This is a genomic window from Streptococcus sp. HSISS3 (genome assembly GCF_000448605.1).
GTDB lineage: Bacteria > Bacillota > Bacilli > Lactobacillales > Streptococcaceae > Streptococcus > Streptococcus raffinosi.
Map to the genome: position 1 here is coordinate 1436690 of NZ_CM002130.1, position 20619 is coordinate 1457308.

At 41.0% G+C, this 20619-nt stretch carries 20 protein-coding genes; 6 read left to right on the top strand and 14 right to left on the bottom strand.

Annotated features, from left to right (window positions below; translation table 11 throughout):
• Window positions 1-82: 82 nt before the first annotated feature.
• Window positions 83-943 carry a thymidylate synthase gene (locus HSISS3_RS06780; protein ID WP_021152170.1) on the bottom strand — a complete coding sequence of 287 codons (861 nt, stop codon included), beginning with the start codon at window positions 941-943 and terminating at the stop codon, window positions 83-85.
• A gap of 471 nt (window positions 944-1414) precedes the next feature.
• Between HSISS3_RS06780 and HSISS3_RS06785 the strand changes: the two genes are divergently transcribed.
• The 5 genes from HSISS3_RS06785 (at window position 1415) to HSISS3_RS06805 (ending at window position 5394) form a co-directional block, all read left to right on the top strand.
• A complete protein-coding gene (locus HSISS3_RS06785; protein ID WP_021152171.1) occupies window positions 1415-2581 on the top strand; it encodes a hydroxymethylglutaryl-CoA synthase in 1167 nt (388 codons plus the stop codon).
• Between the two features lies 1 nt (window position 2582).
• On the top strand, window positions 2583-3854 hold the full coding sequence (locus HSISS3_RS06790) for a hydroxymethylglutaryl-CoA reductase, degradative (protein ID WP_021152172.1): 1272 nt from the start codon (window positions 2583-2585) through the stop codon (window positions 3852-3854).
• A 170-nt stretch (window positions 3855-4024) separates the two neighbouring features.
• Entirely contained in the window at window positions 4025-4474 is a 450-nt protein-coding gene (locus HSISS3_RS06795) for a DUF1836 domain-containing protein (protein ID WP_021152173.1), read from the top strand.
• On the top strand, window positions 4467-5144 hold the full coding sequence (locus HSISS3_RS06800; protein WP_021152174.1) for a PAQR family membrane homeostasis protein TrhA: 678 nt from the start codon (window positions 4467-4469) through the stop codon (window positions 5142-5144). Before HSISS3_RS06795 ends, HSISS3_RS06800 begins: the two co-directional genes overlap by 8 nt.
• Before the next feature lie 58 nt (window positions 5145-5202).
• The gene (locus HSISS3_RS06805) at window positions 5203-5394 is read left to right on the top strand and encodes a PspC domain-containing protein (protein ID WP_008534062.1); all 192 of its coding nucleotides are present in this window, start codon (window positions 5203-5205) and stop codon (window positions 5392-5394) included.
• A 66-nt stretch (window positions 5395-5460) separates the two neighbouring features.
• Here HSISS3_RS06805 and HSISS3_RS06810 read toward each other — a convergent pair whose 3' ends face one another.
• The 8 genes from HSISS3_RS06810 to HSISS3_RS06845 all read right to left on the bottom strand — a co-directional run bounded on the left by HSISS3_RS06810 (window position 5461) and on the right by HSISS3_RS06845 (window position 13131).
• Complete coding sequence (locus HSISS3_RS06810) at window positions 5461-5640, bottom strand: hypothetical protein (RefSeq protein ID WP_008534060.1); 180 nt, start codon at window positions 5638-5640, stop codon at window positions 5461-5463.
• Window positions 5641-5655: 15 nt separating this feature from the next.
• Window positions 5656-6519, bottom strand: coding sequence for a DUF3114 domain-containing protein (locus HSISS3_RS06815; protein ID WP_021152175.1), 864 nt, complete (start codon window positions 6517-6519; stop codon window positions 5656-5658).
• Window positions 6520-6538: 19 nt separating this feature from the next.
• Window positions 6539-7480 carry an alpha/beta fold hydrolase gene (locus HSISS3_RS06820; protein WP_021152176.1) on the bottom strand — a complete coding sequence of 314 codons (942 nt, stop codon included), beginning with the start codon at window positions 7478-7480 and terminating at the stop codon, window positions 6539-6541.
• A 48-nt stretch (window positions 7481-7528) separates the two neighbouring features.
• Window positions 7529-9475, bottom strand: a complete 1947-nt coding sequence (gene thrS / locus HSISS3_RS06825; protein WP_021145805.1) for a threonine--tRNA ligase — start codon at window positions 9473-9475, stop codon at window positions 7529-7531.
• A 47-nt stretch (window positions 9476-9522) separates the two neighbouring features.
• Window positions 9523-9915, bottom strand: a complete 393-nt coding sequence (locus HSISS3_RS06830) for a hypothetical protein (RefSeq protein WP_021152177.1) — start codon at window positions 9913-9915, stop codon at window positions 9523-9525.
• A gap of 460 nt (window positions 9916-10375) precedes the next feature.
• Window positions 10376-11698 (bottom strand): glycosyltransferase family 4 protein, encoded by a 1323-nt coding sequence (locus HSISS3_RS06835; protein ID WP_021152178.1) that lies wholly within the window; start codon window positions 11696-11698, stop codon window positions 10376-10378.
• Window positions 11699-12697, bottom strand: a complete 999-nt coding sequence (locus HSISS3_RS06840) for a glycosyltransferase family 4 protein (RefSeq protein WP_021152179.1) — start codon at window positions 12695-12697, stop codon at window positions 11699-11701.
• Between the two features lie 212 nt (window positions 12698-12909).
• Complete coding sequence (locus HSISS3_RS06845; RefSeq protein ID WP_021152180.1) at window positions 12910-13131, bottom strand: DUF3923 family protein; 222 nt, start codon at window positions 13129-13131, stop codon at window positions 12910-12912.
• Between the two features lie 305 nt (window positions 13132-13436).
• On the opposite strand from HSISS3_RS06845, the gene HSISS3_RS06850 reads away from it, so the two are divergent.
• The gene (locus HSISS3_RS06850) at window positions 13437-13988 is read left to right on the top strand and encodes a TetR/AcrR family transcriptional regulator (RefSeq protein WP_021145809.1); all 552 of its coding nucleotides are present in this window, start codon (window positions 13437-13439) and stop codon (window positions 13986-13988) included.
• Between the two features lie 72 nt (window positions 13989-14060).
• Here HSISS3_RS06850 and HSISS3_RS06855 read toward each other — a convergent pair whose 3' ends face one another.
• The 5 genes from HSISS3_RS06855 to glmU all read right to left on the bottom strand — a co-directional run bounded on the left by HSISS3_RS06855 (window position 14061) and on the right by glmU (window position 20459).
• A complete protein-coding gene (locus HSISS3_RS06855) occupies window positions 14061-17066 on the bottom strand; it encodes a Spy0128 family protein (RefSeq protein ID WP_021145810.1) in 3006 nt (1001 codons plus the stop codon).
• 354 nt (window positions 17067-17420) lie between these two features.
• Window positions 17421-18113 (bottom strand): 5'-methylthioadenosine/adenosylhomocysteine nucleosidase, encoded by a 693-nt coding sequence (locus HSISS3_RS06860; RefSeq protein WP_021145811.1) that lies wholly within the window; start codon window positions 18111-18113, stop codon window positions 17421-17423.
• A 77-nt stretch (window positions 18114-18190) separates the two neighbouring features.
• Window positions 18191-18451, bottom strand: coding sequence for a cell wall synthase accessory phosphoprotein MacP (gene macP / locus HSISS3_RS06865; RefSeq protein ID WP_002889099.1), 261 nt, complete (start codon window positions 18449-18451; stop codon window positions 18191-18193).
• A 3-nt stretch (window positions 18452-18454) separates the two neighbouring features.
• On the bottom strand, window positions 18455-19003 hold the full coding sequence (locus tag HSISS3_RS06870) for an NUDIX hydrolase (protein ID WP_021145813.1): 549 nt from the start codon (window positions 19001-19003) through the stop codon (window positions 18455-18457).
• A 76-nt stretch (window positions 19004-19079) separates the two neighbouring features.
• Window positions 19080-20459, bottom strand: a complete 1380-nt coding sequence (glmU, locus tag HSISS3_RS06875; protein WP_021152181.1) for a bifunctional UDP-N-acetylglucosamine diphosphorylase/glucosamine-1-phosphate N-acetyltransferase GlmU — start codon at window positions 20457-20459, stop codon at window positions 19080-19082.
• Window positions 20460-20619: the final 160 nt, after the last annotated feature.

Below are 20619 nucleotides of genomic sequence, written 5' to 3' on the forward strand. Positions count from 1 at the left end.
ACAATCCATTCTAACAAAAAAAGAGAAAAAGAGCTTGGAAAAACTTTGCCAGCTTTTTATGGGCTTAAATCATAAGCATTTATTAAATTGCTAAGTCAAATTTGAGTTGGGGTTTAACAGGATCATAGTCCACCAATTCAAAATCTTCTGGTTTGATATCGAAAAAATTAGTTCCATCAGGAACATTAAGGACCAAGCGTGGTTGGCAGTCAGACGGTTGACGCTTGAGAAGTTCCTCGGCTTGCTCAAATTGATTGTCATAAATATGGAGGTTATTGACAAAATAAAAGAACTTACCAACTTTCCAACCAAAGTGCTTGGCAATCATCATCTGAAGGGCCACATACTGCATGGCATTAATATGATGAGCCACCAACATATCGTTAGAACGTTGCGTCAAGGTCGCATCCAAATAAATGTCCTCACCCACACGACGAACGTCAAACATGGTCTGAAAGGCACAAGGCTGAAGCCCCGCTGTCTCCTCGAAGGCTTCATAATCCCAAAGAGAAATGACATTACGGCGATTCCAAGGATTGGCCTCTAACTGGGCTAGTAACCGATTAATGATGTCGTGTTTCTTAACAACCGCCCCATAACGCTGACCAATTGAACGCTTGTCCCCATTATTAGCAGGCACGTCTTCAACTTCCCAATCATTCCAATAGTGGACATTATACTTATCTTCAAGGATATCTAAGCTGTTTGTCTGGTCTTGATAAATCCAGAACACTTCTTTGATGGCAGATTTGATAGCGATAGGACGAAGAGTCGTAATTGGAAACTCTCCCTTACTTAAATCATATTCTGCAAAAGAACCTGTGATGTATTTGGAATTGGCCGTAGTACCATCCTTGTATTTGGGACGTGCTTGCTCCGACCAAACACCTTCTTCCATGATTTTAGTGATATTTTCTTTAAAAATAGTATCTGCTTTTGTCATGATTATCCTCTTTATTCTATTTAAAAACAAAGTATTTTTTGAGACTTTCCTTAAGTGTTTACGGAAGTCTTGGAACTTCTTCGAAGTTCCAAGACTAATTTTTAAGCCTATGGTCTCAAAAATTCCGAGTGTCTGTAAACAAAACACTTTATTTACAGACACTGCTCTCACAGCGGAAAGTCTCACTTAACGTTCGCAATGATTTCAATCTCTAACAACAATTTTACTTTTCTAACATAGCTAAAAAATAGTAGAGTACCATTTCAATTTTACCTTATTCTACTTCAAATGAGAAACAAAAGGGTCAAGTTCCCCCAAGGAAAGTCTTGTAAAATCCTCTAGCCCTTATCAAAAAATAAGATATTACTAACTATCAAAGTTTTTTCAAGGCGAAAGCGCTCTTTTATGGTAAAATCACTATAGATTAGTATCCTCTGGGTGCTCTACAATGAAGAAAAAAGGAAACATCATATGTCTATTGGAATTGACAAGATTGGTTTTGCGACCAGTCAATATGTTCTAAACATGGCGGATCTAGCTCTTGCCCGTGGGGCAGAGCCGGAAAAATTCAGCAAGGGGTTGATGCTTGATGCAACTAGCATTACACCGATTACAGAAGATATCGTGACACTTGCTTCTGATGCAGTCGCTGACATTTTAAGTGACGAAGACAAGAAAGCCATTGATATGGTCATTGTGGCGACCGAGTCTTCCATTGACCAATCAAAGGCTGCTGCAGTTTATGTCCACAGTCTTCTCAATATTCAACCTTTTGCCCGTTCTTTTGAAATGAAGGAAGCCTGCTATGCGGCAACTGCCGGACTGAACTACGCTAAATTACATGTAGCAGCCCATCCAGATAGCAAGGTTCTGGTTATCGCTAGTGACATCGCCCGTTATGGCGTAGGTTCCTCTGGGGAGTCTACTCAGGGGGCTGGGGCTATAGCTATGCTAGTCAGTCAGGATCCTTGTATCTTGGAGCTTGCTGATGACAATGTCGCACAAACTCGTGATGTCATGGACTTCTGGCGTCCCAACTATAGTTCAACGCCTTATGTTCAAGGTATTTACTCAACCAAACAGTACCTTGACAGTTTGAAAACCACTTGGTCAGCTTATCAGGAACGTCATCAAGCAGATTTCGCTGATTTTGCAGCTTTCTGCCTCCACCTTCCTTATCCCAAATTGGCTCTTAAGGGACTTAATAAAATTATTCCAAAAGATTTGAACCCAGAGAATAAAGAGCGTCTCACAAGTAACTTCGAAGCTTCTATTACCTATAGTCGTCAAATCGGGAATATCTATACAGGGTCACTTTATCTTGGACTTCTTTCCTTGCTTGAACAGTCGCAAGACCTTAAATCTGGAGACAAGATTGGCTTCTTCTCTTATGGTTCTGGAGCTGTCTCTGAAATTTTCTCAGGATATCTGGTTGAAGGCTACAAAGACCTGCTTCATTCCAATCGTCTGGATACCTTTGCTAAACGTCAAAAGTTAAGTGTTGCCGACTATGAAAAACTTTTCTATGAAGAAGCTCAGTTAGATGACACTGGTTCTACCCAATTCGCTGAATATCAAACTGGCCCTTTCCGACTGACTGAAATCTCTGAACACCAACGTATCTATAAAGGAAATTAATATGACTAAACTCTCTTGGACAGGTTTTTCCAAGAAGACACCGCAAGAACGCAAAGAGCATTTGAAAAATAATGCTCTTTTGTCTCAGGAAAAGCAAAACCTTCTGGATAATGATCACCAACTTTCTCTTGAAACCGCCAATCAAATGGCTGAAAATGTCATTGGTCGCTTTACACTTCCCTTTGCCATTTGCCCAGATGTGTTGGTTGATGGCGTGACCTATCAGGTTCCCATGGTTACCGAGGAGCCTTCTGTTGTAGCTGCTGCTTCTTATGCCAATAAGCTCATTAAGCGCTCTGGCGGTTTCACAACAACGATTCATAACCGTCAGATGATTGGGCAAGTCGCCCTCTTTGATGTCCCCGATAAAGCCACTGCTTCAAGTAAAATTCATGCAGCTAGTCAAGAGCTTATAGAGATTGCTAAAGAAGCCCACCCTTCTATCGTTAAACGTGGGGGAGGGCCACGCAAGCTCTGGACTGACACCAAGGGTGACTTCCTCATTGTCTATCTAGCCGTTGATACCCAAGAAGCCATGGGAGCTAATATGGTTAACACCATGATGGAAGCGCTGGTACCAGAATTGGAAAATCTCTCCCAAGGTCAAAGCCTCATGGCCATTCTCTCAAATCTAGCTACCGAAAGCCTTGTGACAGCGACTTGCCGTCTTAGCACACGCTTCCTCAGTCGAAATAAGGAAGAAGCCCATGACCTAGCCAAGAAGATAGAACTAGCCAGCCAACTGGCTCAGGTGGACCCTTACCGAGCAGCTACCCATAATAAGGGAATTTTCAATGGTATCGATGCCCTAGTTATCGCAACCGGAAATGATTGGCGAGCAGTTGAGGCGGGAAGCCATGCCTATGCTAGCAAGGATGGTAGCTATCGTGGCCTATCTACATGGACCTATGATCAGGAGGCTAAGGAACTGGTGGGAGAATTAACCCTCCCCATGCCAATTGCAACCCGTGGCGGTTCAATCGGACTTAACCCTAGTGTTTCTATCGCCCACGACTTACTTAACCATCCAGATGCCAGAACCCTTGCCAGTATCATCGTCTCTCTTGGACTGGCCCAAAATCTGGCTGCCCTGAAAGCATTGACCTCAACAGGAATCCAAGCAGGGCATATGAAACTCCAAGCTAAATCTCTGGCCCTGTTAGCCGGAGCTAGTCCCGAAGAAATGCCTCAAGTTTTGACTGAGCTTCTCAAGGCCAAACATATGAATCAGGAAACTGCTCAAGCAATTCTAGAGAAACTTAGAAACTCATAAAAGTGATAGAAGAATAGTCCAAAAAATCACATAATCTTATCGAATAAATAATAAAGATGTTGGATATATTATTTCAACATCTTTTTTATGTCTCACGAGTTCTGACTTGACTTGAATTTCTATAATGTTATAATCTAGTTATGAAAACTAGATAAAGAGGTTTTTATAATTTGACAACACAACACTACCCTCTCTGGGAGGAATTACCAGAGATTGAACTCTATTTGGATCAGGTTTTGCTCTATGTCAATCAGGTCACCCAGAGCACTTTGGGACCAAACGACAAGGGGCTAACCGCCTCTATGGTCAATAATTATGTCAAGCATGGCCATGTCGCAAAACCTATCAAGAAAAAATACAATGCTACTCAAGTAGCCAGACTTATTGTGATTACGAGTCTAAAGACCGTTTTTGAGATTTCTGAGATTGCGAAAACCTTGGAAATTCTACGAACAGATGCTGAAAGCCAGAAGGCCTACTACAATGACTTTGTCGCCTGCATGAATGGTCAAATTCCCCAGGATGCACCGCAAGTCATCTTATCGGCCTGTCAGACCCTACAGTGCTACCGAGCTACCCATCAACTTTTGAACGACCTTGAAGGAGGAAACAATGTCTAATACTGCTACTTTTAATACTTCTCCCAACCTCAAACTCAGTAAAAAACTTAGCTTTGGTGAGGAAGTGGCTAATAGCGTGACTCATGCTGTCGGAGCTATAGCCATGCTGGTCCTATTGCCAATCACTGCCGTCCATGCCAACAACGGTTATGGCATGACTGCTGCTGTAGGAATGTCTGTTTTCGTCATCAGCCTCTTCCTCATGTTTTTGAGCTCAGCCATCTACCATGCCATGGATTACAACTCACCCCACAAAATGGTCCTACGTATCATTGACCACAGCATGATTTACATTGCCATTGCTGGGAGCTATACGCCTGTTGCCCTCTCGCTAGTTGGCGGTTGGCTAGGTTACAGCATCATCATCCTCCAATGGGGAACAACGATTTTTGGTATTCTCTACAAAATCTTTGCCAAAAAAATCAATGAAAAGTTCTCTCTCTTCCTCTATCTGATGATGGGATGGTTGGTTATCTTCATTATTCCAGCTATCGTCACTAAGACAGGACCTGCCTTTTGGGGACTCATGCTGGCTGGAGGATTGTCATACACGGTTGGCGCAGCTTTCTATGCTAAGAAAAAGCCATACTTCCACATGATTTGGCACCTCTTTATCATGTTGGCTTCAGCCCTTCAATACATGGGAATCGTCTATTTCATGCTTCCTTAAAACTAATACTAGGTTTCAAATAGTTATGATATAATAAGGCCATACGGAGGTAAATCATATGAAAAAAGAACTCAGACGAGATCCAAACAACAAGATCATCGCCGGTGTTTGTTCTGGTATCGCCAATTATCTTGAAATTGACCCTGTCATTATTCGCCTCATCTGGGCCGCAGCGATTTTCTTATTCGGAACAGGTTTTCTTTTCTACATCATTTGCTGGATTATTATCCCAGAAGAAAGCAAGTGGTAAGCTATAATTGAATATACAAAAATAAGCCAGACCTGAATACACAATAATTCAGGTCTGTCTTATTTTTTATTTTTTCAAGCGGAAAATCAGATAGCTGATATTAACAAGGAGTAAGACACTCCAAAGAATGAGGAAGGGAATATTTCCTCGGACAGCATTGTGCCAAATACCTAAGGCGTATAAGGCCATAAAGACTAGCGATCCTAGGACCGCCGTTCCCTTATTATTTTGGGGTTGTTTAGACATATTAAACTCCTTTGATTACTTTGTATGGAACGGTTTGAAGCCATAAACCATAGCGAGAAAAGCTCTGGCTTGGCGTTTGACATCATTTGCTAAAGACCTATGAGATTGGGCATAGATACCTTCTGGATTGTAGAAAGATTTATCAAACTGTTCGGGCGCTTTCCGTCCCCACTTCTTTCTCAATTTGTTAGGAGATCGAAAACCCTTTGTCATCTGATTACGATAGTCGGGATCATGTGGTTGAACTGGTTCCACATCCAGTTGCCAATGGCGCTTATAATTGCCATAGTTGAAACTAGCGCCATTAACCACGCCACTCTCCGTCACCTTCTCAGCATCGACCTCATTGAGAAAATTTCCCTGACTATCCAAAATAAACTCTATGCGATTATAAAGGAGAATCTTGAGATTGATACTTGGAATCCCATCAGGATAAAGCACCTTCCCATCACGGACAGCAATCTTCTGGTGCAAACGCCCCTGATCAAACATGGTAAATGGCTTCCATCTGAGATAGGCAGCCAAAGCCTCTTTGTCTGTCATCCCTGACTTTTTATAATGCCTCCGCACATACTGGGCCTGTTGACTCGAAATCAGGTAACGTAGCTGATGAATTTGGCGCTCTACAAGGCCTTCCTGAGACAAGCTATCGCCAGGAAAAGCCAAATCTACTAACCTAACAATATCCTTCCAAAAGGAATCATGAGGTGCCAAGTCAGTATCAAAATAAGATAATAAGTCTTGGGTTTCTTTAAGTTCCCCAGATAGGTCTTCTGGCATCTCTATATAAGCCAGCAATAACTGAAGTACTTGCAATGGTTGGTGTTCTTCCTGCCATTCCTTCCATAAGCAATTAAAGGCTTTTGAACCAATGAGCATCACATCTCTCCTCAATCATTTAATCAGTTGTCTCTTGTATGAAATCCTCTATGCTTCTAATCACTTCTTTGGTCTGATAGTGGTAGAAATAATGAGGAGCATCATAAAACGCTAGTTCGATATTTTCCTGATTCTTCGCAAAACTGGTCGCATAGTGTCGCCACTGCTCCTGACTGAATCCTGTCCCTTTTCCATTAGAGACCATGAGTAGCACGGGCATTTGTGACTTGATGCTAGTGGAGTTCACCTTTTTAGCATTTTCTTTAACACACAGGCTCTCATTTAACATAGCTTGCGACAAGAGTTGTCTGTAAGCTATTTTTTGATAGAGACGGCGGTCACTATCACTTAGATTCTCATTGGGCATATATAATTGTCTCGGCAGTAATCTTAGCAGACCTAATTGACTTCCCCAACGGGCCAGACGCAACATCTGAGGATGCCTCTTCAAATGGGAATAACTTTCTGGAAAGGCCCAATCAAGACCAACAACAGCTTTTACTTCACTCGGGTAGTTTTCCTGCCAGAGGAGCGTTTCTAATGAGGCCATTGAATGAGAGATCACGATATAGGGACCTGACACATGAGCTTTGGCAAGTGCTTGACGTGTTTCAGAAAGGACTACAGCAACATCCCTTGACTGAGACGTGTCCTCACTGTAACCATAACCAGCTCTTTCAACAAGGACTATTCTATACTTGTCTGAAAGCCCATCATACACATCTTTAAAATCTAAGATCGGTGAAGCCGTTCCAGCACCAGAGAGAAAAACTAGGGTTTGCGGGCCGTTTCCTTTTACCAAGACGCTCATTTTGTGTCCATTGACAGCTACCAGTTGACCTTTAGGTGTTAGAGAGGCCTTTTCTCTTTGCAAGGCTAATCTATGATAGGTAAAGCTAGTTAGTAATAAGACTAGGAATGCCCCCAGCAGAAAGCAAAGTCTTTTCATAAAAACAGGCATGGTTTATCCTACTAAAAAGTCAGTTAGCTTAGCTAACCGACCCTTTATTTATTCGGCATCTGGGCGTGATTTGCGAGCGATATCAGCAAGGATATTCTCTACAAATTCTGAAACAGTCTCAGTGTGTGTTTGTTTTTGACCATAACGACGAACGTTAACAGTTCCATCTTCCATTTCCTTGTCACCAACAATCAATTGGTAAGGAATTTTTTGCGTTTGAGAAGCACGAATCTTGAACTGCATTTTTTCATTACGTTCATCTACTTCGGCACGGACACCACGATCACGAAGTTCCTTAGCCACTTCCCATGCGTAGTCCACGTGTTTTTCGTTAGATACTGGAATAAGGGTTACTTGGTGAGGGGCAAGCCATGTTGGGAAAGCACCCTTGTAGTTTTCAATCAGAATAGCTGTGAAGCGTTCCATAGTTGAGATAACCCCACGGTGAATCATGACTGGACGGTGTTCTTCACCATCAGCTCCGATGTAGTGAAGGTCAAAACGTTCTGGAAGCAAGAAGTCCAACTGAATAGTAGAAAGAGTTTCTTCTTTTCCAAGAGCAGTTTTAACTTGGATATCCAATTTTGGTCCATAGAAGGCTGCTTCTCCTTCGGCTTCATAGTACTCAACACCCATATCATCAACAGCCGCTTTCAACATGCGTTGCGCATTTTCCCACATTTCATCATTGTCAAAGTATTTGTGCTTATCTGCAGGGTCACGATAAGACAAACGGAAACGGTAATCCGTTAAGTTAAAGTCTTCATAAACATCAATAATCAATTGAAGGATTTTCTTGAATTCATCTTCGATTTGTTCTGGAGCAACGAAAGTATGTCCATCGTTAAGTGACATTTCACGAACACGTTGAAGACCTGTAAGGGCACCTGATTTTTCATAACGGTGCATCATACCGATTTCAGCGATACGGATTGGCAATTCACGGTAAGAGTGAACATGGTGTTTGTAGACTTCGATGTGGTGTGGGCAGTTCATTGGACGAAGGACAAATTCTTCCCCATCTCCCATATCCATTGGAGGGAACATGTCTTCACGGTAATGATCCCAGTGACCTGAAGTTTTATAAAGTTCAACTGATGCAATTGGTGGCGTATAAACGTGTTGGTAGCCTGCTGCTACTTCTTTATCAACGATATAACGTTCCAACTCACGACGGATAGTCGCACCATTTGGCAACCAGAATGGAAGCCCCTGACCGACTTCTTGAGAAATCATGAACAAATCAAGCTCTTTACCAAGTTTACGGTGGTCACGTTCTTTAGCTTCTTCGAGACGTTTAAGATATGTTTTAAGATCTTTTTTGTCGAACCAAGCTGTACCATAGATACGTTGCATCATGGCATTGTCACTATTTCCACGCCAGTAAGCACCCGCAACATTCAAGAGGTGGAAGATTTGGATACGACCAGTTGATGGCACGTGAGGGCCACGGCAAAGGTCAACGTATTCACCTTGACGGTAGATAGTCAAACCACCTTCGTCTTCTGAGTGTTCTTCAATCAATTCCAACTTGTAAGGATCGTTTTTGAAGATTTCACGCGCTTCATCCTTAGTCACTTCTTCACGAATAGAAGGGAAGTTTTCTTTCACGATTTTCTTCATTTCTTCTTCAATACGAGGAAGGTCTTCGTTAGAGATTTGCCCCGCTTGATTATCCGTATCGTAGTAGAAACCATCTTCGATGGCTGGGCCAACACCCAAATGGATATCTGGGAAGAGACGACGAGCTGCTTGGGCAAACAAGTGAGCCGCTGAGTGACGCAAGATTGGAAGGGCATCTTCATGATCAGGTGTCACGATTTCGATACTCCCGTCTTCAGTGATGGCACGAGTTGTGTCAATCAATTTGCCGTTGAATTTACCAGCAAGAGCTTTTTTAGCCAAAGAATTGCTGATAGATTGTGCAATTTCAAAAGTTGTAACGCCAGATTCGAATTCACGAACAGCGCCATCTGGAAAAGTAATGTGAATCATAATTTAGATGTCAGGGCTCTATAGGATGAGCCCCTTCGTCCTTTCTATTAATTATTTTTGTTGTAGTAGTTTGTTTCTAGGATGCTTTGCAATTCCGTATTATGCCAACCTGCTCCAATCAATATCTTGTTGACATTGAAGTCTATCTCCTTACCATCAGTTAGAAATAGGCGAAGTTTATAACCAATAAACAAGCGTTTCTTAAACTGATAAGACTTAATCGTCTCTTCAGGAAATTTGGCGATAATATCTCCTAATTTTCCTAAAAGAGTTATAGAAATAATCAAAACCTCTGTTTCTGTAAAAACAATTAGGAAATTAGCAAAGGTTGACTTACCGATTCTCCTAGTAGCATAGATAGCGTGCATGGTCTCAGCAAGACTAGCATCCAAACCGTGGTCAATCAAGTAGGCCTTGATAGCTTCAAATTTGAACCCCATCATATTCTCCTTCAACTAAAAAGATAATATCACCTTGTGCTCTAAACAGCTCTTGCAGTAATTAAAGAGAGAGCATGAATCACAAAGTAAAATTTCCTAGCTAAACTAGACAGTTTAAAATTGTTAAAGCACCCTCATACAACATAAAAAACGACATCCTCAAAAGGACGTCGCAACGTGGTTCCACCTTAGTTCGTGTACGACAAAAAACGAGTTTGTCCTACACCTCTGATTGGCTCTAACGTGGCCACCGTTTTATGTTTGCATAAAAAGTTAATCGAGTAGTCCCAATCATGTCCTCTGCGTGATTTCCAGCACCACACGCTCTCTAAAAGATTTCCCATGACTGATATGTCTCTATGCGTTATTATAGCATGAAACTGTAATTTTTCAAGCTAATTATCTCTTTTATGAAGCAATTCTCAGATTTTTGTAAAACGATGAAAAGCTAAGCACTTACTTAATCCAAAAGTCTTGTAATATTGCGGATTTTCTTGACCTGCTTGGCAGACCCTTTGAGGATGCGAACAGATCCGTTAACAGGCAGGGTGATAGCCTTCGTAGGTAGATAGGTCACCATTCGAGTCAACCGTTTCATGGTGCTATCTTCACCATTCAAATCATTGTGGAAATCCTTAGAAATGGTCAAATCCAAATAGTACTCATAAACACGTTTTCCAAAGTTTTCTGCAGAAATCTCATAGAGCTTTTTAGACCACTTATTCTCATCTTTTTGAGGTGTTGCAATGGCTGCTTCCAAAATAGCACCCGCCAAGTCATTATCATGATAATAAAGTGTTCCAAACATTTGGTCTGTAATCACATTATCCAAATAAAGATTACCATGCGCAATAACTGGGGTACCACTTGCCAAGGCTTCCAGATAGGTCAAGCCCTGAGTCTCACTGGTTGATGCTGAAATAAAGAAGTCAGCAGCCTTATAATAAAGTGCCGTTTCACTAGGCGCAATCATACCAGTGAAAATCACCTTGTCCTCAATACCAAGTTTAGCAGTCTGCGACTTAAGGTCTTCCAGATAAGGCCCAGCACCGGCAACAACCAGACGAACCTTTTCTTCTTCCTTTAAGACAGATGGTAATGCTGCTAGGATTGCCTGAATGTTTTTCTCATAAGAAATACGAGAAAGGCTCAGCAACATAATCTCATCAGAAGCAATACCAAGTTTGGCTCTCAAGTCCTCCTTATCCTCTTCGGTGATTTCTGGGCGTTGGAATTTTTCAAGTTCAATACCAGTTGGAATAACACGTTTCTCAGCTGCTATCTTATACTTAAGGAGAAGGTCATAAACAATTTCACTCGGACAAATGACCCCATCCAAATCACTCATAAAGCCACGAACAATGTACTTAACCATGCTTGGTCGAATCACCATGCCCTTGGCAATGTAGCGAACGTAGTCCTCGTATTGCGTATGATAGGTATGCACGACAGGAATCTTGAGTTCACGCGCAATCGCAATTCCAAGAAGACCCAAAGAAAATTCAGTCTGCGTATGAATAATATCTAGCTTATATTGCTTGGCAATCTCCAGTGCCTTAGAAAAGCCACGATAAGCCACACGTCGGTCCTTAAAGGCAAAGAAAGGCACACTAGGAATACGGACAATCTGCCAATCCTCATAGCGATCAACATCCTTATCAGTTGTTGTAAAGATAAAGACCGTATGCCCCATTTTTTCCAACTGCGTCTTCAATGTGCGAATGCTCGTCGCAACACCGGATACCTGTGGAAAATAGGTATCTGTAAACAATCCGATACGCATTTAAATCTCCAATACTTCTTTGTAGGCTTCTACAAGTTTCTGAGCCACATCATCAATCGAGCGACTTTCCGCAACCTTGTACCCTGCTTCACGTTTGTCCACTTTACCATCAATAATATCTTGCAAGGCCACTACAAATTCATCCACATTATGTCCAAATGTGGCAGCCGTGTCGTCAACCCAGCCCTCATAAACTGGAATGTCACGCAAGACCACATGCTGATAACTAGCAAAGGCTTCAAGTACCACAATTCCTTCTGTTTCCTCGTAAGATGGGAAAAAGAAAGCACTGGCGCCACTCATAGCCCCCTGAAAAACCGCCCCCTTAAAATAACCTGGGAAGCTGACATTATCAGGATGCTTACCATTGACAATGTCTCGAATTTTCTTAGGAATCAACCACTTACTGATACTGCCTAACCAGATGAATCGAACATGCGGCATCTTCTCAGCAACCTTGACAAAGTCTTCGATCCCCTTACGTTGAAAATAAAGGCCAGCACAAATCACAACTGGCTGTCCTTCCTTAATGCCAAAATAGTCACGGAAGACTTTTTCCTTGTGTGGGTCCTTACCGTATTTTTTCAAATCAATACCATTTGAAACAGCAATAATCGGCGTAGTTACCCCGTAAGACTGAATCAACTTTTTGGAATACTCAGATGGCGTAATCACATAGTCAGCCTTTTGATACATGTGGGCCAAGTATTTCCCAAAAAGAGGGGCCATCAAGTTGGAACCGATGAATGAATTTTCAAAGTCCTCACGTGTCGAATGACCATGCATGATGACCTTCTTGCCACGACGTTTGGCAGCATGCAACAACATCAAACTGCGTGGTCCGTAAGTATTGATATGAACAACATCGTAATCACCCAAGATGTCTGTTGTATAGGGAATCCCCGCCAAGTCCAAGGCATGCATCTGATGGTGGAGAGCCCGACCAATTCCTGATTTTTCAAGAACCGATTTTCCTTCAAGATAAAGTAGAACTTTCATATTAACAATTATAGCCTAATTTGGACGAAATTTCATCTGGAAGCTGGCTCCTCAAGTCTTAAAAAGCTCTCAAAATCAAGGAAAAAACACTAAACTCATGACGATAAAAGATATAAAGAGACAGAAAATCAATTTCTGCCTCTTTATTCTATGATATTGCAATAGTAGTCAATCAACTTCTTCAATTAAAGTAATAGTCCTCCTCTTGACCATCAGAGAGAGGTAGACGACTTTCTTGTTTTTAGGATAATGTACCAGATAACTTGACCTATGAGAAATGGCAAGTATAAGAAGGCAATCAAACCAAGACTGATTAGCTGCATAGTCAGGCTATTATCAACACCTGTTGCATCTGCTGGTCTAAGCAAGATAAAGGCTACCAAAAGGGCAAACACAAGCAATTCCACCACCGTCACAACTCGCCAAACCAACATCAGAATTACCTTCTTTCCTTTGTATTATAGTTATATTAAGCCTCAAGAACGGTGCAATCAATAGTAAAAACATGACGTCCTGTCAATGACCTTTCCCCAAAAAAAGTAATCTCTAAATCTGTAACTGCTACAACTAAGCCTAATTTCCAACCTACTCTTTCTCATAGGAAATTCTCAATTTATCGGATAGATAGGCCTCACAAATTTACACGGTGTCAGCTTTTTATTCCTCTTTTGCTAGCACGACTATTGATTTTGAAAAGCATTTCAATATAATAAAATTATAAAAGACTAAGGAGATTCTTATGCCTAAAGGAACTAGAGAAAATATTATCAATGCCTTCTTCTCGCTCGCTTCTAAACACCCTTCTAGCACTCACTTTACCTTAACCCAAATTGCCAAGGAGGCAGGCATATCTAGGCAGTCTATTTATCAAAATCATTTTAACAATTATGATGAATTAATTCAGTATATTCATGAAATGATTGATGCCGATATCCATTCTCATATCGAACAGGATCTAACCACTAAAGATCCAATCACACTCTTTTGCGATAATATTATTCCCTTACTTTACTCTAAAAGAACCTGGCTAAGATGTCTTTACACGACCGCAGCTGATCCAAGTTGGCGAAGCTTCTTGCAAATCACTTATGGAAAATGGCTCAAAGAAAATATAAGTCCAACAGAGTTAGACCTTCAAATACCAAAGCCTTTCTTACAAGAATTATTTCTCCTCAATATCCTTAACATCATCCAACTGTGGATTTCTCAAGAATTTCCAACGCCACCTGACATCTTCAAAAAACAGTTTATTTTACTCCTTAAGACTCCCTATATTGAGTTCGTGTCCTAATATAACAATTGCGAACTTGAAAAAGCAAAAACAACTTGAAACAAAAGTTTCAAGCTGTTTTTAGTTATCACCTTAAATGTCTTTACGACGACGGTTATAGGCTATACCCATGACTGCAGCTACTTCTGCTGCCACTCCAAGAGCAAGCAAGGCTTTATCACTGGCTTGACCAGTTTCTGGAAGTTGAGGTCCTGATTTCACAGAAGATTGAACTGGCTTAGCTGGTTGTGGGTTCACTGATGAAGTTGTAGAAACCACTGATGGTTTTTGTGGAACATGTGGTGGTCTTGTTGGAGTTGGTGGTGTTTGTGGTTTTGGAGATTTTGGTGGAATGTAACTATTGTTAAATTCTGTATCCAAAGGAAGGACAACTGCTGCTACGAGCAAGTTTTCCTTATCACCAACACTCTTAGTAACCGTCACTTTAAGTTTAGCTACCATGCTGTCATAAACCACATTAGATTCGTAACCTTTGACTTCTTCGACAGTGTAGTAATAAACACCTGGTTTATCATAGTTAATACTGTCAAAGTTGATGTTACCTTTAGCATCGTTAGTCACAGTTTGGACAACATTACCTTTTTCATCTTTGAGGACGAAGCTAAACTCACCATCTTGAAGTTGACGACCTGCAAGAACTTTAGTCAATACGAATTTAGCTTTAGCTGGTTTCAATTCTTTGACATAGTTATTGAAGATAGTGTCTTTTGGATTTGTAACGGTTGATACTAGGGCTTCTCCGTCACGTGTCACGGTAATTGATACCGTTGCTTTCATACCATCATAGATGATGTCTTCGTTATTACCTTTGACTTCTTCAACAGTATAAGTGTAGGTACCTGGTTTTTCAAAGCTAAGGTTACTAAAGGCAACACGACCATCTGCTGTATTACCTACAGTTTGAACAACATTACCTTTTTCATCCTTGAGGACAAATTGGAATTCATTAGCAGTCAAGGCTTGGTTAACACCTGCTTTGCTCAATTCCTTACTGAACTGGATAGAGGCTTGAGCTGGAGTCGCAAACTTGTTGTTAAAGATAGTATCTTTTGGATTAACAACTGTTGAAACAAGAGCATCCCCATCACGTGTCACAGTGATAGAAACAGCAGCTTTCATCGTATCATAGACGATAGCGCCATCCTTACCTGCAACTTCTTCAACGGTATAGTTGTAAGTACCAACCTTGTCGAAAGTCAATTCGCTAAAGTTAACATGACCGTCTGCTGTATTACCTACAGTTTGGACAACATTACCTTTTTCATCCTTGAGGACAAATTGGAATTCATTAGCAGTCAAAGCTTGATTTACACCTGACTTGCTCAATTCCTTGCTAAATTGAATCTTAGCTTTGGCTGGTGTGACCAATTTATTGTTGAAGATAACGTCACCTGGATAAACCACTTTGGCCACTAATTTTTCTCGGCCATCTGTGGTTTCTCTAGCCACTTGGACAGTCACATCAGCTTGAAGCTTATCATAAACGACGTCACTATCATTACCAGGAACTTCTGTCACACGATAGTGGTAGGTACCAGGTTGGTTAAGAACAAGATTTGAGAAGACAATTTTACCAGTGGCATCATTGGTTGTTTCACCAAGATCAACCATCTTATTATCTGTCATATCAACCAATTTGAAGGTGAATTCCTTATCTTTCAAGGCTCTACCTGCCAACTCTTTGGCTAATTCAAGATTGAAACGTACTTCTTGTTCACCGCCGACATTTCCAAGGCCCCCAACCAAACGTACTTCAGAAGTATATGTTTTTGACTCAACATCTGCATGAAGGTCAACTTTATTCGTAGGATTATTAGAATCTGATGCTGGGTTGGTCAATCGTGTCTGATACCAAACATAAACCATACGGTCCAAACGACCAAGATTTAACTCAAATTTAGTATCGTCGTGAGAGAAACTCTTAATCAATTCCATAGCTGAACCCTTATCAACCCATGGCTCAGCAGAATCAATGTAACGCAACTCTAAAGAATTATCAACAAATCTTTGATTATCAGACCAAGTATCGATCAATTGAAGATTATTCAACACACGTCTTGCATAATTGAGACGCATTCCCCAGTTAATTAGGGTTGGATCATTCTTGTCCTGACTACCCCATTTAGCAATGACTTCGTCACCAGGGATAGGATTTGCAGAACCAACTGTCACATTAACGACATGACCATTGAAATTGAGGTGCAATTTTTCGCCATCTTTGAGAGCTTCTGAATAGAGTGTATCTAACTCTAAATTCATATATTTCCCAATAGGGTGATCTTCGAAATAATGATTAAATGTGGTTACAACGCTGTTATTCTTAGGATCTACCTGAGCAATACCAACAACTTCGTTATTAGGGTTGTAAACATTTACACTATAGCTTGTCTTAAATTGCAATTCACTTGGAAGAGTGAAGACAACTTTGTCACCTGAATTAATAGCTATATCGTTAGGGAATAAAATATCATGATAAACAACCTTACTTCTTGAGTAAATACTATTTCCGTCTGGAAATTGAAGCTCAACATTAGGGTTTTGAACATGAATTTCAGTTCCCGTTTTGGTTATTTGAGTATCAGAAGTACTAGTAGGAGTACTACTATTCGTCAATTTCTTAGCCTCTACAGGTGCTTCATGTTCAGCTGACTTGTGATCAGCAACACTTGCTGAATCACTAGCTGAACGCTCACTAGTTACACCAGTGGCATTTGAAGCTGTAGAGCTATTTGATGCTTCGCTACTCACATTTCCATGTGGAGCTTCAATCTGTTCTGAACTGACAGATGAAGCTGCTGGACTGTCTGCTTTAACATTCTTTGGAACATCAACTGATGTACCTGTGTTTTCAGTACTTACTGCTGTAGTTGGTACTGATGGCACTGTAACCTCTGACGATGACTGATTTGCTGAGACATTCACCACATCTGTAGCGGGTTGACTAGAAACCTCTGTCACCTGATCGGCTTGTGCTGTACCAATACCAAAAATTGCAGTTGAAATCAAAACGGATGCAATACCGACTGAAAATTTACGGATGGAAAAGCGTTGCTTCGAATCACTAAATAACCTATTCATAATATCCTCCATTTACAAAACATTTTTATCTTTCCCAACCAGCATTATACTCCTATTCTAATTTTTTGCAAGATGTAAGTCACAATTAATTAACATTTTTGTAAATTGTGCAACACTTTTTCCTGTTTTTGTAAGAAAAAAGCACTAAATTTTACTAAAATTTTTCTAAAACACACAAAAAACACTAACAATAAAGCTTTTAAACTCAATTGCTAGTGTTTTCGTGATATTATAAAATATTTTCAAAAATATTCAATTATGAGAAGAAAATAATTAATAATTGTCAAATAGTTTCTAATTTACCTAAAACTCAGGTTAAATTTCTGTAGCTTTTAGGGATTGTGTGATAACAATTTAGTCAAGTTCTTCCAAAAAGTCTATCAAGATGGCAGCCGATTGTTTCCCTGCCTGAATAATAAATTCGTCAAAGGTAAGGTTGGCATCGTGAGCTGCTGTATCACTCATGGCACGCACAACGATAAAAGGTTTCTTGACACTGTGAGCTGCCTGAGCAATAGCCGCCCCTTCCATTTCAACAGCCAAAACCTCTGGAAAATGCCCCTTAATGGCATCAATCTTGTCCTGACCAGCAATAAAGCTATCACCGGTAGCGATAAGACCAATCTTACTGTCAATTGACGCTTGAGCCAAAACCTTCTCAAAGGTCGTCACGAAGCTTGCATCACTCTCGAAATATAGTGGCTGCATAGACATTTGGCCGTAATCATAGCCAAAGGCTGTCAAATCAACATCGTGATAAGCCAACTTTGAAGCCACGACCACATCACCAATCTTTAGACCAGGCGCTACTGCCCCTGCAGAGCCAGTATTAATGAGGGCCTCAACTTCAAAGTGGTCCGCCAAAACAGCCACAGACATGGCTGACATGACCTTACCAACACCTGATTGAACCAAAACCACATCGTGTTTGCCCAAACGTCCTGTGTAGTAGGTATTTCCAAGAATGGTTTCCTCAACCTTATTTTCCAATTGCTCCACTAGAAGCACCAATTCCTGCTCCATGGCAGCGATAATTCCAATTTTCATATAGTTCCTTTTTAGCTTGTAATCTTGCGTGAATCACTTGTCATAAGAGAATTAGGCCTAACTAGCCTAGACTATTATTAGAAATAAAAGACAGCGATGAAGAGGATAATCAAGAGGACGACTACCCAAAAGAGAATACGATTGAGTTTGTGCTGAAACTGGTTGCGTTTCGCATTTTCAATCCGACGACTCTTGTAGGTAGAAGGCTCATAATCAGCATCAAAGGCCTCATCATAAAAGTCTTCATCGTAGCCCTGATAAGAAGGGTGGTCAGTTAAATCAATTTCCCCACGCTTGGCCTGCTCAATGATATCGTCAGTTAACAGCGGTCTCCCCATAACTTATTTTCCCCCAAAGTGGAGTGCATAGTACTGGAGTGCAAGAATCGTTTTAGCATCTTTAATCTCACCTGATTTCACTAACTCCATACACTCATCATAGGTCAACTCAAAAATTTCAAGGAATTCATCATCATCAAGTGGACGAGGATTCTCAACAGGTTTGAGATTAGTCGCCACATAGAGTTTAATTTTCTCATTACAAAAACCAATGGCAGTGTAAAATTCATAAATCAACTCTAAATCACCCTGATATTGAGTTTCCTCTTCAAGTTCACGTGCTGCCGCATCCTTTTCATCACCAGCCTCACCAACTTCCAATTTACCCGCAGGGATTTCATACGATACATCTTCAATAGCCTTGCGGTATTGCTTAACAATAACAAGTTTACCTTCTGGAGTAACCGCTAAAACGGCCACAGCTCCTCTATGAAAAATGAGCTCACGACGAGACGTCTTACCATCTGGTAAAAGGACCTTGTCTACAGCTACCTCAAAAATATTTCCTTTAAATTTTGAATCGCGTGTTAATGTTTTTTCTTCGTATTTCATGGCTTTCCTCCTTTTTTCTTACCACTTAATTGATGTGATGCCTAAAAAGTCGCCATTAGGTGACCTTCATAAAGCCTTATCGTTGACTTGGGTGATGAGGTTTCTTCACCGCATAACCCTCTTTATTGACTTGACGACCACGACCAATGGCTACACAGTCCGCTGGCACATTTTCAGTGATGGTCGAACCGGCCGCTGTAAGGGCACTATCTCCGATTTCCAGCGGAGCAATCAAGGTTGAATTACTTCCGATAAAGACGTTATCGGCAATTTGTGTCTTGAACTTATGTTGACCATCGTAATTGACTGTTATAGTACCTGCACCAAAGTTAACATTAGATCCAACTTCCGCATTGCCAATATAAGTCAAGTGTCCAGCCTTGGTATTTTCACCGATAGTTGATCCCTTAACCTCAACAAAGTTCCCAATGTGAACGTCTTTCTTAAGCGTAGAGTCAGGGCGAACATGAGCAAATGGTCCAATAGTAACACCATCTTCAACCACTGAATGCTCAATCATAGAGTGGGTGATAACTGTGTGGGCACCGATTGTAGAGTCAACAATGTAGGTACCATTGGTAAGCACTGACTCTGCACCAATTTTTGTTTGACCTTTAAGTGTCACATTTGCTTCAACCACAACGTCCGGTGCAATTTCCACATCCACATCAATGTATGTGGCATTTGGATTTTGGAAGGTTACACCATTGACCATGTGAGCCTTGTTAATACGACGACGCATGACATCTTCCGCTGTTGCCAGGGCAACACGGTCGTTAACCCCAAGACTTTCTTCAAAGTCACGAAGAGTGAAGGCACCTACTTTTTCACCATTCTCACGGAAAATAGAAATAACGTCTGTCAAATAATATTCTCCTTGCGCATTGTTAGTGTTGATATTTTTTAACGCTTCAAAGAGACGTTTATTGTCAAAAACATAAGTCCCTGTGTTAATTTCTTTGACTTGTTGTTCGAACTTGTTGGCATCTTTTTGCTCTACAATCTTAGTCACTTCGCCATTTTCATTACGGATGATACGGCCATAGCCAAATGGATTGTCCGCTGTCGCTGTCAGGATAGTGGCAACATTTTTGTGATTAACGTGGAAGTCAATAAGATTTTTGAGGCTTTCACCTGTAATCAAAGGCGTATCCCCAGCAATGACAAGGGTTTGACCTTCAAGACCAGCCAACTCTGCCTCAGCCATCATAACAGCATGACCAGTCCCCAACTGCTCTGTTTGCATTGTAAAGGCAGATTGACCATCCAAAACCTCACGAACAAGCTCAGCCTTATGACCAATAACAGTAACGTTTTTAACTGGATCGATGGCTGAAACTGCACGAAAAACATGCTCAAGCATGGTGATACCTGAAACCTTGTGCAATACTTTTGGAAGATCTGATTTCATGCGAGTTCCTTTACCCGCAGCAAGGATAATAGCGTAATTACTCATTTTCTTTTTCCTTCTTAATATTTTTTGTGATGATTTCTTTCGTGACGGTCTTAGCCTTGAGCCCCAAATCTCAGGACCTCAACCTCCCACTGGGATGGCCAACGAAAGAAGAGGGCCTTGGAAACACAGTCTCTTATTTCTTAGAAAACATGTCCCCAGA

Excerpts from the sequence above, each read along its gene's own strand:
- HSISS3_RS06780 (WP_021152170.1), bottom strand. The coding sequence starts at position 943 with ATGACAAAAGCAGATACTATTTTTAAAGAAAATATCACTAAAATCATG.
- HSISS3_RS06785 (WP_021152171.1), top strand. The coding sequence starts at position 1,415 with ATGTCTATTGGAATTGACAAGATTGGTTTTGCGACCAGTCAATATGTT.
- HSISS3_RS06790 (WP_021152172.1), top strand. The coding sequence starts at position 2,583 with ATGACTAAACTCTCTTGGACAGGTTTTTCCAAGAAGACACCGCAAGAA.
- HSISS3_RS06800 (WP_021152174.1), top strand. The coding sequence starts at position 4,467 with ATGTCTAATACTGCTACTTTTAATACTTCTCCCAACCTCAAACTCAGT.
- HSISS3_RS06805 (WP_008534062.1), top strand. The coding sequence starts at position 5,203 with ATGAAAAAAGAACTCAGACGAGATCCAAACAACAAGATCATCGCCGGT.
- HSISS3_RS06810 (WP_008534060.1), bottom strand. The coding sequence starts at position 5,640 with ATGTCTAAACAACCCCAAAATAATAAGGGAACGGCGGTCCTAGGATCG.
- HSISS3_RS06815 (WP_021152175.1), bottom strand. The coding sequence starts at position 6,519 with ATGCTCATTGGTTCAAAAGCCTTTAATTGCTTATGGAAGGAATGGCAG.
- HSISS3_RS06820 (WP_021152176.1), bottom strand. The coding sequence starts at position 7,480 with ATGCCTGTTTTTATGAAAAGACTTTGCTTTCTGCTGGGGGCATTCCTA.
- thrS (WP_021145805.1), bottom strand. The coding sequence starts at position 9,475 with ATGATTCACATTACTTTTCCAGATGGCGCTGTTCGTGAATTCGAATCT.
- HSISS3_RS06830 (WP_021152177.1), bottom strand. The coding sequence starts at position 9,915 with ATGGGGTTCAAATTTGAAGCTATCAAGGCCTACTTGATTGACCACGGT.
- HSISS3_RS06835 (WP_021152178.1), bottom strand. The coding sequence starts at position 11,698 with ATGCGTATCGGATTGTTTACAGATACCTATTTTCCACAGGTATCCGGT.
- HSISS3_RS06840 (WP_021152179.1), bottom strand. The coding sequence starts at position 12,697 with ATGAAAGTTCTACTTTATCTTGAAGGAAAATCGGTTCTTGAAAAATCA.
- HSISS3_RS06845 (WP_021152180.1), bottom strand. The coding sequence starts at position 13,131 with ATGTTGGTTTGGCGAGTTGTGACGGTGGTGGAATTGCTTGTGTTTGCC.
- HSISS3_RS06850 (WP_021145809.1), top strand. The coding sequence starts at position 13,437 with ATGCCTAAAGGAACTAGAGAAAATATTATCAATGCCTTCTTCTCGCTC.
- HSISS3_RS06855 (WP_021145810.1), bottom strand. The coding sequence starts at position 17,066 with ATGAATAGGTTATTTAGTGATTCGAAGCAACGCTTTTCCATCCGTAAA.
- HSISS3_RS06860 (WP_021145811.1), bottom strand. The coding sequence starts at position 18,113 with ATGAAAATTGGAATTATCGCTGCCATGGAGCAGGAATTGGTGCTTCTA.
- macP (WP_002889099.1), bottom strand. The coding sequence starts at position 18,451 with ATGGGGAGACCGCTGTTAACTGACGATATCATTGAGCAGGCCAAGCGT.
- HSISS3_RS06870 (WP_021145813.1), bottom strand. The coding sequence starts at position 19,003 with ATGAAATACGAAGAAAAAACATTAACACGCGATTCAAAATTTAAAGGA.
- glmU (WP_021152181.1), bottom strand. The coding sequence starts at position 20,459 with ATGAGTAATTACGCTATTATCCTTGCTGCGGGTAAAGGAACTCGCATG.